We start from the raw sequence: 13,770 nt of genomic DNA, 5'->3' as shown, positions 1-13,770 counted from the left end.
CTGCCGGCTCAGGCCGGCAGGCACCAGTCGCCTGACCGCATGGTCGCGGTGACGTAGAGTCCGGCGTCGAGCACGATCAGGTCGGCCGGCTGCCCCGCGGCGATGCGGCCGCAGTCGTTGAGGCCGATCATGTCGGCCGGGTTCTGCGTGGCCGCTCGCACCGCTGCGGCGAGGTCGACCCCGGCCGTGTGCACCGCGAACCGGACGGCCTCGCTCAGGGTGAGGACGCTCCCGGCGATCGTCCCGTCCGCGAGGCGGGCCTCACCGTCCAGCACGCTGACGGGGAGGCCGCCGAGGGTGTATTCGCCCTCGTCGGCACCGGCAGCTGCCATCGCGTCGGTCACGAACACCGGCCGCGACGGGCTCTCCGTGATGAAACGGACGACGGCGGGATGCAGGTGCACCCCGTCGGCGATCAGTTCGGCGAACACGGCGGGGTTCTCGAGCAGCGCGAGTGCCGGCCCGGGTTCCCGGTGGTGCAGCGGACGCATCGCGTTGAAGAGGTGCGTCCCCGCCGTGGCCCCGGCCTGGATGGCCTGCCTGGTGATGTCGTAATTGGCGTCCGTGTGCCCGATCGCGGCGACCGCGCCGTATCCGACGATCCGACGGACGGCGTCGAGGCCGCCGGGAAGCTCGGGGGCGATCGTGACCATGCGCACCGTGCCGTGGCCGGCTCGCAGGAGTCGGTCGATGCTCTCCGGGTCGGGCACCCGCAGCAGCTCCGCCGTGTGGGCACCCCGATGGATCGGGCTCAGCCAGGGTCCTTCGAGGTGGATGCCCGCGAGCAGGCCGGAATCGACGAGGTCGGCGAGGTCGGACACCAGGCGTTCCATCTCGTCCAGTGGCGCCGTGACGAGGCTCGCCATCAGCGTGGTCGTGCCGTGTTCCCGGTGGGTCGCCGCGATCCCGGCCGCCGCGAGGGCGGTGTCGGCGTCGTTGAAGCTGTAGCCGCCGCCGCCGTGGTTGTGCGCGTCGACGAAGCCGGGGGCGAGGATGCCGTCCGGGAACGCGGCATCCGGGACCCGCGGCGGGACGCCGGCCCCGACGGCATCGATCCGTCCGGCCCTGACCTCGACCCAGCCCGGGGTGTGCACGGCGTCCGCGGCGACGACGGTGTCGGCGCTGAGCAGAATCGAGTCGGCCACGGGTTTAGATACCCTGCCAGGCGTACTTGTGCGCGTAGGCGTACGCGTAGTAGTCCCGGTTGGCGAGGCGGGATGCCGCCGCCTCGTCGACGAGGACCGTCACGTGGGGGTGCAGCTGGATGACAGAACCCGGCTTGCTCGAACTGACCGGTCCCTCGACGGCCGCGGCGATCGCATCCGCTTTCTCTTCGCCGAAGGCGAGCAGGATGAGGTGCCTGGCCCGGCGGATCGTGCCGAGACCCTGGGTCATGCAGTGGATCGGCACCTGGTCGGGAGAGTCGAAGAAGCGCGCGTTGTCGACCCGGGTCTTTTCGGTCAGGGTCTTGATCCTGGTGATGGACGCGAACGAGGAACCGGGCTCGTTGAACCCGACGTGGCCGGTCTGCCCGATGCCGAGGATCTGCACGTCGACGCCGCCGGCCGCGAAGATGGCGGCCTCGTAGTCGATTCCCGCGGTCTCGAGGGTGGCCACGTCGCCGTTGGGGGTACGGATGTTCGCGGGGTCGAGCCCGAGGGGCACGACGACGTCGCGGGTGATGACGGCGCGATAGCTCTCGGGGTGTCCCGTCGGCAGCCCGACGTACTCGTCGAGTGCGAAGCCGCGCACCCGGGACATGTCGAGGGGGTCCTCCGCGAGGGACGCGGCGAGCGCCGCGTACACCGAGAGCGGGGTCGAGCCGGTCGCGAGGCCGAGGACGGCGTCGGGCTTGCGCGCGATCAGGGCGCGGATGGATGCCGCTGCGAGCGTGCCCGCTGCGGTCTCGCTGTCGAGGACGATTACTTCAGCCAATGTGGTGCTCCAGATTCACGATCTTGATTCGGGGTGGTGCGGCCGGGGCCGCGGGCGAACCCGCGGCCCCGGCACGGGTGGGGTCAGACCGCCGTGGACGACGCGGAGTCCGGCACGGTCGCGTCGGGGACTTCGTCCTCGCCGCGACCCGGGGTCTTGAGGTTCCACTTGCGGATCACGAAGCGGAACAGGAAGTAGTAGATGGCGGCGTACGCGAGCCCGATCGGGATGAGCAGCAGCGGTTTCTCGGCCAGGCCGAAGTTGAGCACGTAGTCGAACGTGCCCGCGCTGAAGGTGAACCCGTCCCGGATGCCCAGGGCATTCACGAGGGCGAGCGAGGACCCGGTCAGCACCGCGTGGATGAGGTAGAGCGGGAACGCGACGAACATGAAGGAGAACTCGAGGGGTTCCGTCACGCCGGTGAGGAGGGCCGTCAGGGCGCCGGAGAGCATGATGCCGCCGACGATCTTCTTCTGGGACGGCTTGGCCTCGTGCCAGATGGCGAGAGCGCCTGCGGGCAGCGCGAACATCATGATCGGGAAGAACCCGGTCATGAAGGAACCGGCGGTCGGGTCGCCGGCGAAGAACCGGGCGATGTCGCCGTGCGCTCCGTTGTAGTCGCCGATCACGAACCACATCACCGAGTTGAGGATGTGGTGCAGCCCAACCGGGATCAGCAGGCGGTTGGTGGTGCCGTAGAGGAACCCGCCCCAGATGTTGTTGGAGGAGACGAATTCGCCGAAGGCGGAGAGGCCGGTCGCGAACGCGGGGTAGACGAAGGCCAGCAGCACGCCGAGCACGAGGGCCGTGCCTGCCGTGATGATCGGGACGAACCGGCGGCCGCCGAAGAAGGCCAGGTAGCTCGGCAGGGAGATCCGGTGGAAGCGTTGCCAAAGCAGGGCCGACGTGATGCCGATCAGGATGCCGCCGAGGACGCTGTAGTTGACGAGCACCTGCTTCTCGTCACCGGTCGGCGCCCCGAGCACCAGGGGCGACATCGCCTCGCCCACCTTGGAGAAGACGAGGTAGCCGACGACGGCGGCGAGGGCGGTCGATCCGTCGGACTTCTTCGCGAAGCCGATCGCGACGCCGACCGCGAAGAGCAGCGGCAGCGCGTCGAAGAGTGCGCCGCCCGCCGAGGCGATCACGGCCGCTCCGGTCTCGAAGCCCGGGATCCGCCCGAGCAGGTCCGGCTGGCCGAGGCGCAGCAGCAGGCCTGCCGCCGGCAGTGCCGCGATCGGAAGCATAAGACTTCGACCGACTCGTTGGAGTTGGGCGAGGCCGGGGAACCTGCGTTTCGTCCCGGCGTCTACGGTGATGCTGGACATGGATCTCCTCCTGATGGTGCCTAAGTGGTGCGTGGATGCTGCGTGGAAATCGTGGGGGTCAGGGCTGGTGTTGCAGGTTGAGCGTCATGTGGATCTGGTAGCGGTCGCCGCGGTACCACGAGGTGACGTGTTCGAGGTACGCGGACCCGGCGGACGAGGTCCGGCGGAAGACGATGAGGGGCGCGCCGGCGACGATGCCGAGGGTGTCCGCGAGCTTCGGGTCGGCGGCCTCCGCCCAGACGGCCTGTTCCGCATTGTCGATCCGCAGGCCGTATTCGGTCGCGAACGTCGCATAGAGCGACCGGGTCAGGTCCTTCTCGCCGAGTTCGGGGAGCAGTTCCGCCGGGTAGTAGCCGCGCTCGAGCGCCATCGGCACGCCATCGGCGAGCCGGAGGCGTTCAATCTCAAGCACGAGGGCATCCGCCTTGAGTCCGAGCGCCGCCCGCACCGCGAGGGGCGCCTCGACCAGCCGGGCCGAACGCACGATCGTCGCAGGGACGAGGCCGCGCCTGCGCATGTCCTCGGTGAAGGACGCGAGGTGCAGGTCGCTCTGCACGCGTTCGCCGGCAACGAAGGTGCCCTTGCCCTGCACCCGGTAGAGCACGCCCTCCTCGACGAGCTGCCGGATGGCCTCACGCACCGTCGAGCGGCTCACGCCGTAGCGCGTCATGAGCTTGCGCTCCGGCGGGATCGCCGCGTGGGGGGCGAGGCTGGACTCGACCAGCTCCGCCAGGATGGAGCGCAGCTGAGCGTGCTTGGAGACCGGTCCTGATTCCAGGACCGGGGCCTCATCGATGTCGGTCATCTCGCTGCGTCCTCCGGAAGAGTTGGGGTGTTGTCGATACCAGCATAGGACCACTTCCGCTTCATGGTCCGTACTGGTACGATCCAATAGTTCGATGATGAAGCCGCGGCACCCTGCTTGTCAAGACCCCCAGCCGCTCGGGTTCTCCGAGAACACCCGAAACCGAATCAGACAGGGCGCAGACTTGGCTCACGGCCGGAACGCTTCACGCGTACCCCGACCCGTGTGACCGGTTCCCGGCCCACCATCACTGGAGGAAACACCATGAGCAGCAAAGCGGAGCAAATCCTCGCCGGCCTCGGCGGATCGGACAACCTCGTCGAGATCGAAGCGTGCATCACCCGGCTGCGCACCGAGGTGAAGGACCCCGCCCTCGTCAACGAGCCGGCGCTCAAGGCAGCGGGCGCCCACGGCGTCTTCCGGTCCGGCACCATCGTCCAGGTCGTCGTCGGCCCGGAGGCGGACAACCTCGCCGAAGACATCGAAGACCTCCTGTGAGCCGTGGTGCTCCCGTCGTCCTCGTGACACCCGTCGTGATCCTCGCGCCGGTCCCCGGTCGTGCGGTCGACCTCACCGCGGTGCCCGATCCCACGTTCGCCCAGGCGATCGTGGGGCCCGGCGCCGCGATCGACCCGCCCCGCGGCATGATCGACGCGATCGCGCCGATCGGCGGCAGGCTGCTCAAGGTCTTCCCGCACGCCTACGTGATCGTCTCCCCCGACGGGATCGGAGTGCTCGTCCACCTCGGCATCGACACGGTCGAGCTCCGCGGTGAGGGCTTCACCCTGCGGGCGAAGCAGGGCGACCAGGTCGCGGCCGGCGACGTGATCGTGAGCTGGGACGCGGCGGCCGTCGCGGCCGGCGGGCGCGATCCGATCGTGCCGGTCATCATCCTCGAGCGCACGCCGCACGACATCACCCTCGCCGACACCGTCACGGCCGGCGCCGACCTCGCAGCGGGCGACCTCTTCCTCACCGTCACCTCCTGACGGCGGGCCCGCGAGAGCGGAGAAACGGCCCCTTCGCGCGCAGTGAAGGGGCCGTTTTCGTACTCTCGCGGACACGCATCCGCTGTCAGGCGGGCGGATGCTCCTACACGAGTGATTCCCGCCAGGCCGCGTGCAGCTGGGCGAACCGTCCGGTGCCGTCGATCAGGTCGTCGGGGGCGCCGTCTTCGACGATGATCCCGTGCTCCATCACGAGCACCCGGTCGGCGATCGCGACCGTGGACAGCCGGTGCGCGATGATGACGGCCGTGCGGTCGGCGAGCAGGGTCTGCAGCGCCTGCTGCACGAGCCGCTCGCTCGGGATGTCGAGCGAGGACGTCGCCTCGTCGAGGATCAGCACCGCCGGGTCGGCGAGGAAGGCCCGTGCGAACGAGATCAGCTGGCGCTGCCCCGCGGACACCCGGCCGCCGCGCTTGTTCACGTCGGTGTCGTAGCCGCCGGGGAGGTTCTCGATGAACTCGTGCGCACCGACGGCCTTCGCCGCCGCGACGATCTCGGCGGGGGACGCATCCGGCTTGCCGATCGCGATGTTGTCTGCGACGGACCCGCTGAACAGGTAGGCCTCCTGGGTGACCATCACGATGGCGCGGCGGAGGTCCTTCGGGTGCAGCCGGCGCAGGTCGACCCCGTCGAGCAGCACCGTGCCGTCGGTGGGATCGTAGAATCGCGCCATGAGCTTGGCGAGCGTCGACTTGCCCGCCCCGGTCGAACCGACGAGGGCGATGGTCTGGCCGGCCGGAATCCGGAGGTCGAAGGCAGGCAGCACCACGCGGTCTGCCTGGTACTCGAAGCGCACCCCTTCGAACGTGACGGCGCCGTGCGCCTCCCACAGGTCGACGGGGGCGACCGGGTCCGGCACTCCCGGGTGTTCCTCGAGCACTCCGGAGATCTTCTCGAGCGCAGCGGCGGCGGACTGGTACGAGTTGTAGAACATCGCCATCTCCTCCATCGGGTCGAAGAACCGCCGGGTGTAGAGCAGTGCCGCGAGCAGCGCGCCGATCGCGAGCTGCCCGTCGACGACGCGGAACCCGCCGAGGAGGAGCACGACGGCGACGGCGATGTTACCGATCAGGATGAGCCCGGGATCGAAGATGCCGAACAGCTGGATGACCCGGCCGTTGACCTTCCGGTAGTCCTCGACGAGGCCGCCGAAGACCTCTTCGTTGCGTTTCTCCGCGCGGAACGCCTTGACGGCGCGGATGCCCGTCATGGTCTCGACGAACTTCACGATCAGGCTCGCCGATGCGGTCCTGGACCGACGGAACAGCGTCTGCGAGCGCACCTGGAACCAGCGGGTGAGCGCGAACAACGGGATCAGGGAGCCCAGAAGCACGAGGCCGCTGATGCCGTCGAGGGTCACGAGCGCGATCGCCGTGAAGGTCATGTACAACAGGCCCTGCACGAGCTGGTTGATGCCCGAGTCGAGCAGCTCGCGGATCGCGTCGAGGTCGCTCGTCTGCCGGGAGATGATCCGCCCGGAGGTGTACGACTCGTGGAATTCGAGGCTGAGCCGCTGGGTCTGCAGGAACACCCGTTTGCGGAGGTCGATCAGCACCGCCTGGCTGATCCTGGCCGACATCATCGTGTACCAGGCGATCAGGATCGCCCCGATCACGCCGGTGAGGAGGTAGACCCCGCCGGTCGCCGCGAGCGGGAACCAGTCCTGGGCGAGGAGGGCAGGCAGCCCCCGGTCGATCCCGTACGCGATCAGGGCGGGACCTGCGACCTGCGCCGCGGTCGAGAGCACCACGACGAGCATCGCCGCGGTGACCCGCCAGCGCACCGGTCGGAGCAGCGAACCGAGCAGGCGCAGCGAGCGCGCGCGGATCTGCTTGCTCTCGGCCGTGGTGAAGTTGTTGCGTTCTTCGCCTTCCACTCCGGTGACGCTCATCGTGCGGCCTCCTCTCGTGCGATCTGTTCTGTTCGTGCGATCCGCTCTGCGCGTGCGGTCGATTCGTCCCTGGCGACCTGCCGGGTGGCGTCGCGCCGTTCTTCGTCTTCGAGGCTCGAGATCACGAACCGGTAGTGCTCGTTGGTGCGCAGGAGCTCGGAGTGCCGGCCGACCGCGGTGATCCGGCCGTCCTCGAGCAGGGCGACCCGGTCGGCGAGCGTCACCGTCGACGGCCGGTGCGCGACGATGAGCGCCGTCGTCGAGGCGAGCACCTCGCGGAGCGCGGCCTCGACGAGGGACTCGGTGTCCACGTCGAGCGCGGAGAGCGGGTCGTCGAGCACGAGCACCGCCGGCTTCGCCGCGACCGCGCGGGCGAGCGCGATCCGCTGGCGCTGACCGCCGGAGAGGCTCATGCCCTCCTCGCCGACGAGGGTGTCGACACCGTCGGGCAGGTCACGCACGAAACCGGCCTGCGCGACCTGGAGGGCCTCGTCGAGCGCGGCATCCGCTGCCGGCGACCGCTCGGCGAACTCGGGCCGGCCGAGCAGCACGTTGTCGCGCACGGACGCCGAGAACAGTGTCGCGTCCTCGAATGCCATCGCGAGATGGCCGCGCAGTTCCTCGCGGCCGAACGCGCGCACGTCGACGCCGTCGAGGGTGACCGCACCCTGGGTGACGTCGTAGAGGCGGGTGGTGAGCGCGGTGAGGGTGGACTTGCCCGACCCGGTCAGGCCGACGAGCGCCATGGTCTCCCCCGGCTGCAGCACGAGGTTGACGCCGTCGAGCAGGTCGGGGAAACGCGCGGGCGAGTCCGGGTAGCGGAAGTGCACGTCCTCGAAGGCGAGCCGGCCGCGGGGCGCGGCGAGCGTGACCGGCCTGGCGGGGTCCGTGATGCTGTTCGGGGCGTCGAGCACGTCGAAGTACCGGTCGGTCGCGGTGCGGGTGTCGAAGGTCATCGACAGCAGGAACCCGATCGACTCGACCGGCCAGCGCAACACCGTCGCCGTCGCGAAGAACGCGACGAGGCCGCCGACGCTGAGCTCGCCCTGGGCGGCGAGCCAGACCCCGGCCACGAGGCACAGCGCGAACGCGACGTCGGGCACCATCAGGAGCCAGAGCCAGATGCCGGCGATCGCACGCGCCTTCTCGATCTCGGTGCCCCGGAGGTCCTCGGCCTGCTGGGAGAAGTTCTTGAGCGCGAAGCTGCCGCGCCCGAAGGCCTTGAGCACACGGATGCCGTGGACGGACTCCTCGACGGCGGTCGCGAGGTCGCCAGCCTGGTCCTGGCTGCGCCGGGCCACAACGGAGTACTTCTCCTCGAACAGGTACCCGACGATCCAGAGCGGGATCGAGCAGACGATGAACACGACGCCGAGGATCCAGTTCATCGACACGAGCACAGCGGCGCCGATCACGATCGTGACGATATTGACGACGAGGAGGACCAGGCCGAAGGAGATCCAGCGCCGGATCAGGTTGAGGTCGCTCACCGCACGGGACAGCAACTGCCCGCTCGGCCAGCGGTCGTGGAAGGAGACCGGCAGGTCCTGCAGGCGCGCGTAGAGCGCGTTGCGCATGCTCGCCTCGACGTGGGTGCCCGGAACCAGCACGAACCAGCGGCGGAGCGCGATCAGGATCGCCTCGAGCACGCCGAGACCGAGGATCAGCAGGACGGCAGGCCAGATCCCGGCGGGATCCTGCCGGGAAAGGGCGCCGTCGACGAGGCCCTGCAGCACCTGCGGGATCGCGAGGGCGACGACGGCGGCCAGGAGGGCCGCGATCATGCCGAGGACGAGCCGGGGCAGCGCGGGGCGCACGTAGGGGAACAGGCGCAGCAGGGTGCGCAGCGTGCTCGCACGCTTGCGGGTAGACGCGGTCTGGGCCGCGGCCGGGGTCGTGGAGGCGGTTGCCGGGTTCGGGGTCGTGTCCATGGGAGTGTGCGGGGTGGTGTCGAGAGGAGTGGTGGGTGTGATCTGGGTCACGAGTGGAGCCTGTTCGGATACATGGTGCCGAGGTAGCCGACCGGGCTGCGGTGGGCGTCGAGGAGTCGAAGACGTCGCGTCAGGGTCGCGATCGACAGTGGGGCGGGAAGCTGGGCGCTTCCATACGAGCGCGACGGCGGGATGCCGGTCGCGGGCTGCGGGTTACGGGCGGGGTGCTGGAGGAGGGAGCCGGCGCGCGGTGCGGATCGAGTGGCTAGGCCGCGCTGTCGCGGAGGCCCACGGCAGAGCCAGCGCCGGTGATCGCATCCTGAGCGAGCTGTGGCTGTGCTGTCTGTGTCATGTCGGCCTCCTGAGCGCGTCGATTCTCGTGGTGCTCCCCGGGTCAGGCAGCCTTCCAGACTACGACCACACCGCGTCTGGAAGCAAGCACCCGTTTGAGGGGCAGGCTTCGGGTCAGCGGATGCGTACGCTCAGGCAGGTGACGCAGCCCTCGAGCTTCTCGAATTCGGAGATGTCGACGGTGACGACGCGGTAGCCGCGGGCGGCGAACAGGGCGGCGGAGAGCGGAGCCGCGCTCGACATCAGCACGGCGTCCGGGGCGAGCACGACCACGGCGGTGCCGTATTCCTCGGGGACGGGCAGGAACGGATCGAACACCGTGGAGTCGTCGACGAGGGGCGGATAGCCGATCACGGTTCCGTCGGGGAGGGCGGTGACGGCGGACTTGAGGTGCAGGACCTTGCTGATCGGGACAGGGACGACCGTGTAACCGAGCGGGGCGAGGATGTCGCGGAGCTGGTCGATTCCGGCGTCGTTCGTGCGCAGGCTGCGGCCGACGTAGACGTCGCGTCCGATCTTGAGCACGTCGCCGCCGTCGAGGGTGCCGGGCAGCACGAGGTGGTGCACCGGGACGCCGAGGCTGCGCACGGCGGCCTCGGCCCCCGAGGTCTCGTCCCTGCGGGTCGGGGCACCCGGGCTGGTCAGGACGGCCACGTCGCCGAAGGAGATCACGGCATCCTCGATGAAGACCGAGTCTGGCAGCGACGGGGCCGGTTCGACTTCGACGATGTCCCACCCCTCCGCGGCGAGTGCCGCGACGTAGCCGTCCCACTGCGTGCGCGCGAGACCGAGGTCGACGGGCACACGCTCGATGTGCGTGAGCTGGCCCTCGGCGAGGTTGTCGGCGGGGCGGCGAACCAGGGCGATCCGGCGGGCGGCGGGGTCGAGTGCGGGGATGTCCATCCCGACAGTGTATGGGTCCGCCGGGTGTGGGTTCGCCGGGTGCTCGCCGCCGTGCCCGCCTGGTCAGAATTTCTGGTCGTTGACTTCCTGGATCGGCATCGAGCGGGTGAATTCCTCGCCACGGTGCACGGCCTCGGAGTCACCGGAGAACAGGCCGGGCGCCTCGGTGACCGGGCGTTGGGCCCCTGCGGGCCTGGGCGCCGCGGACCCGGACGGTCGGCGGCCCGGTTGCCGTACCTCGACGCGGCCGAGCGGGAGGGCTTCGGGGTTCTCGGCGACGAGCCAGGCGACCAGGTTCTCCCGCACGATGCAGCGCAGGTCCCAGAGCATGGCGGCATCCCCCGCCGAGACCAGCACGCGGATGCGGACGAAACCGCCGACGGCATCCGTCACCTGGAGCACGGCGACGCGCCGGTCCCAGAGCTCGGTCTGCGCGACGATCCGGTTGAGTTCCTCGCGCATGGCCACCGCGCTGACCCGCCAGTCGACGTCGAACTCGACGGAGCCGAGCAGTTCGCTCGTGCGACGGGTCCAGTTCTGGAACGGCGTGGTCGTGAAGTAGGTCGAGGGGAGCACCATCCGCCGGTCGTCCCAGATGTGCACGACGATGTAGGTGAGGGTGATCTCCTCGATCCTGCCCCATTCGTTCTCGACGATGACGACGTCGTCGACGCGCAGCGCGTTACTGAACGACAGTTGCATGCCGGCGAAGACGTTGGCGAGGCTCGACTGGGCGGCGAGGCCGGCGACGACGCTCAGCAATCCCGCCGAGGCGAAGAGGCTCGCCCCGACCGCCGCGGCCCCCGGGATGCTCAGGAGCACCGTGCCGATCGCGCAGACGATGACCACCACGACGCTGATCCGGCGGAGCATGCGCAACTGGGTGCGGACCCGCCGGGCCACCCGGTTGTCCCGCACGTCGATGCGGTAACGCGCGGCGATGACCTCCTCGAAGAAGTACATCAGCGCCGCGACGAGCCAGGTCGCCGCCGCGATGAACAGGGCGCGCATGGTGAAGTCGACCGCGCGGGACAGCTCGGGCGTCGTCACGAGATACACGGACGTCGCGATCCAGAGGGCTCCGATCAGGATCACGATCCGGAACGGGCGCCGGCACAGGCGGATGAACGTGCGCGCCCAGGCCCGCTTGCGCGCGGCCATCCGGAAGACGAACGCGGCGATCGCGGTGATCGCGAGCGCGGCGACCACCGCGATGACGATCGCGATCAAGAAGGCGGGTTCGATGAAACCATCGAGGAATGGCACGGGTGTCCCTTCGCCCGGAACACCGGCTAGCGACCCGGACACTTCCATCGTGCCAGATCCCGCTGGCAGGAGCCTCCGCGGCTCAGTGGAAGAAGTGACGCTCCCCGGTGAAGTACATCGCGACGCCGGCCTCGGTGGCCGCGGCGATGACCTCGGGGTCGCGCACCGAACCGCCGGGCTGAACGACCGCGGTGACCCCGGCCTCGAGGAGCACCTGGAGGCCGTCGGCGAACGGGAAGAACGCGTCGGACGCCGCGACGGAGCCGGCGGCCCTGTCCCCGGCGCGCAGCACGGCGAGGTGGCACGAGTCGACCCGGTTGACCTGGCCCATGCCGACCCCGACGGATGCCCCGGAGCGGGCGAGCAGGATCGCGTTCGACTTCACGGAGCGGCAGGCCTTCCACGCGAACTCGAGGTCGGCGCGGGTGGCCGCGTCGACCTCCTCGCCGGCGACGAGGGTCCAGGTCGAGGAGTCGAAGTCCTCGAAGGAGTCCGTCTCCTGCACGAGCAGCCCGCCGGAGATCTGGCGCAGCTCGAGCGAGGACCGGTCGTAGTTCTCCGGAAGCTCGAGCAGGCGGATGTTCTTCTTCTGGCTGAGCAGTTCGAACGCGGCGGGTTCGAAGCCGGGTGCGACGAGGACCTCGGTGAAGATCTGGCTGACCGTCTCGGCCATGCCGAGGGTCACGATGCGGTTGGCCGCGATGACCCCGCCGAACGCGGAGACCGGGTCGCAGTCGTGAGCCCGCTTGTGGGCGGAGGCGATCGCATCCGGTGCCTTGGGGTTGGCCACGGCGATGCCGCACGGGTTGGCGTGCTTGATGATGGCGACGGCGGGTTCGGCGAAGTCGAAGGCGGCGCGCACGGCCGCGTCGGCGTCGACGTAGTTGTTGTACGACATCTCCTTGCCGTGGCGCTGCACGGCCTGGGCGATGCCTTCTCCGCCGTCGCCGAGGTACAGCGCTGCGGCCTGGTGCGAGTTCTCGCCGTAGCGGAGCACGCTGCCGCGGGTGGCCTCGATCGCGAGGGCGGCGGGGAAGGGGCCCTCGTCGTCGAATGCGGTGCCGATCACGGCGTCGAACTCGTCGAGGATGGCCTCGTCGAGGGCCTCGGTGTCGTCCTGCCACTGGTCGTAGACATTCTCGGTGAACCAGGCGGAGACGCTCAGGTCGTAGCCGGCCGTGTGCTCGAAGGCGAGGGAAGCGAGCTTGCGACGCAGCTCGAGCGTCGTGCCGCCTGCCTCGACGGCGGCGACGATCTCGCCGTAGTTCTCGGGGTCGACGACGATCGCGACGTTCGGGTGGTTCTTCGCCGCAGCGCGCACGAGTGCGGGGCCGCCGATGTCGATCTGCTCGATGACCTCCGCTGCGGGGGCGCCGGAGTTCACGGTCTCGACGAAGGGGTACAGGTTCACCACGACGAGTTCGAAGGGCGCGATGCCGAGCTCGGTGAGCTGGGCCTCGTGGGCGGCGAGGCGCAGGTCGGCGAGGATGCCGGCGTGCACTCCGGGGTGCAGGGTCTTGACCCGGCCGTCGAGGGACTCGGGGAAGCCCGTGACGGCGGCGACATCGGTCACGGCGAAGCCGGCGGCACGGATGCTCGCCGCGGTCGACCCTGTCGACACGATTTCGACGCCGGTCGCCACGAGGGCGGCCGCAAGCTCGACCAGGCCGGTCTTGTCGCTCACCGAGATGAGCGCCCGCCGCACCGGGACGACGTCGCGTTCGCGGTAAAGGCTCTGGTCGTTGCTGTGCCCGCTCATATCTGGGAGTGCTCCTTGAGGTTCGTGTTTCCGTTGGCGATGTCGAGAACGGCCTGCACGAGCAGGCGCCGTTCGACGATCTTGATCCTGGCGTGCAGGGAGTCCTCGGTGTCGTCCGGAAGCACCGGAACCCGTTCCTGCGCGACGATGGGGCCGTCGTCGACACCGGTGTCGACGACGATGAGGCTGGCTCCGGTCTCGGGAACGCCCGCGGCGAGCGCGTCGCGCACCCCGTGGGCTCCGGGGAACTCGGGCAGGTAGGCCGGATGCGTGTTGAGCAGGTTCGGGGACAGCGCGGCGACGACCCGGGCGGGCAGGAGGCGCATGAAACCGCTCAGCACGACGAGGTCGGGTGACCACTGCCGGATGACGGCGAGCAGCTCGTCGCCCCACGCCTCACGGGAGTCGAAGGAGCTGTACGGCACGGTGAAGGTGGACACGCCGAATTCTTCACCGAGGTCGAGGCCGTCCGCGTCCCGGTCGGCGCCGATCGCCACGACCCGCGCCGGGTACTCGGCATCCTGGCACGCTTCCAGGAGGGAACGGAGGTTGGATCCCCCGCCGGAAATCAATACGACCAATGACAGCACTGGT

Annotated in this window: 12 protein-coding genes; 2 read left to right on the top strand and 10 right to left on the bottom strand. The window is 69.7% G+C overall.

Annotated features, from left to right (window positions below; genetic code table 11):
* Positions 1 to 8: 8 nt before the first annotated feature.
* The 4 genes from nagA to MQH31_RS01970 all read right to left on the bottom strand — a co-directional run bounded on the left by nagA (position 9) and on the right by MQH31_RS01970 (position 4,068).
* Positions 9 to 1,145 carry an N-acetylglucosamine-6-phosphate deacetylase gene (gene nagA / locus MQH31_RS01985; protein WP_243010710.1) on the bottom strand — a complete coding sequence of 379 codons (1,137 nt, stop codon included), beginning with the start codon at positions 1,143 to 1,145 and terminating at the stop codon, positions 9 to 11.
* A gap of 4 nt (positions 1,146 to 1,149) precedes the next feature.
* Complete coding sequence (locus MQH31_RS01980) at positions 1,150 to 1,935, bottom strand: glucosamine-6-phosphate deaminase (RefSeq protein ID WP_134534041.1); 786 nt, start codon at positions 1,933 to 1,935, stop codon at positions 1,150 to 1,152.
* An 83-nt stretch (positions 1,936 to 2,018) separates the two neighbouring features.
* Entirely contained in the window at positions 2,019 to 3,263 is a 1,245-nt protein-coding gene (locus tag MQH31_RS01975; RefSeq protein ID WP_134534043.1) for a PTS transporter subunit EIIC, read from the bottom strand.
* Between the two features lie 58 nt (positions 3,264 to 3,321).
* Positions 3,322 to 4,068, bottom strand: a complete 747-nt coding sequence (locus tag MQH31_RS01970; RefSeq protein WP_243010709.1) for a GntR family transcriptional regulator — start codon at positions 4,066 to 4,068, stop codon at positions 3,322 to 3,324.
* A gap of 264 nt (positions 4,069 to 4,332) precedes the next feature.
* Here MQH31_RS01970 and MQH31_RS01965 point away from each other — a divergent pair, with 264 nt between their 5' ends.
* A complete protein-coding gene (locus tag MQH31_RS01965; protein WP_134534046.1) occupies positions 4,333 to 4,566 on the top strand; it encodes a PTS sugar transporter subunit IIB in 234 nt (77 codons plus the stop codon).
* Positions 4,563 to 5,057: a PTS sugar transporter subunit IIA gene (locus MQH31_RS01960; protein WP_243010708.1), complete on the top strand. Its 495-nt coding sequence runs from the start codon at positions 4,563 to 4,565 to the stop codon at positions 5,055 to 5,057. The genes MQH31_RS01965 and MQH31_RS01960 overlap by 4 nt, the downstream gene beginning before the upstream one ends.
* Before the next feature lie 103 nt (positions 5,058 to 5,160).
* Here MQH31_RS01960 and MQH31_RS01955 read toward each other — a convergent pair whose 3' ends face one another.
* The 6 genes from MQH31_RS01955 to purN all read right to left on the bottom strand — a co-directional run bounded on the left by MQH31_RS01955 (position 5,161) and on the right by purN (position 13,766).
* Entirely contained in the window at positions 5,161 to 6,966 is a 1,806-nt protein-coding gene (locus MQH31_RS01955; RefSeq protein WP_243010707.1) for an ABC transporter ATP-binding protein, read from the bottom strand.
* On the bottom strand, positions 6,963 to 8,897 hold the full coding sequence (locus MQH31_RS01950) for an ABC transporter ATP-binding protein (protein WP_243011651.1): 1,935 nt from the start codon (positions 8,895 to 8,897) through the stop codon (positions 6,963 to 6,965). The genes MQH31_RS01955 and MQH31_RS01950 overlap by 4 nt, the downstream gene beginning before the upstream one ends.
* A 465-nt stretch (positions 8,898 to 9,362) precedes the next feature.
* A complete protein-coding gene (ddaH, locus tag MQH31_RS01945; protein ID WP_134534050.1) occupies positions 9,363 to 10,151 on the bottom strand; it encodes a dimethylargininase in 789 nt (262 codons plus the stop codon).
* A 63-nt stretch (positions 10,152 to 10,214) separates the two neighbouring features.
* Entirely contained in the window at positions 10,215 to 11,417 is a 1,203-nt protein-coding gene (locus MQH31_RS01940) for a mechanosensitive ion channel family protein (protein ID WP_243010706.1), read from the bottom strand.
* A gap of 82 nt (positions 11,418 to 11,499) precedes the next feature.
* Positions 11,500 to 13,176: a bifunctional phosphoribosylaminoimidazolecarboxamide formyltransferase/IMP cyclohydrolase gene (gene purH / locus MQH31_RS01935; RefSeq protein WP_243010705.1), complete on the bottom strand. Its 1,677-nt coding sequence runs from the start codon at positions 13,174 to 13,176 to the stop codon at positions 11,500 to 11,502.
* Positions 13,173 to 13,766 (bottom strand): phosphoribosylglycinamide formyltransferase, encoded by a 594-nt coding sequence (gene purN / locus MQH31_RS01930; protein WP_134534055.1) that lies wholly within the window; start codon positions 13,764 to 13,766, stop codon positions 13,173 to 13,175. Before purN ends, purH begins: the two co-directional genes overlap by 4 nt.
* Between the last annotated feature and the right edge of the window lie 4 nt (positions 13,767 to 13,770).

This window comes from Cryobacterium zhongshanensis (genome assembly GCF_022760445.1).
GTDB lineage: Bacteria > Actinomycetota > Actinomycetes > Actinomycetales > Microbacteriaceae > Cryobacterium > Cryobacterium algoricola.
Note: the sequence above shows the minus strand (reverse complement) of the source record. Positions and strands in the feature narration are given on the sequence as shown.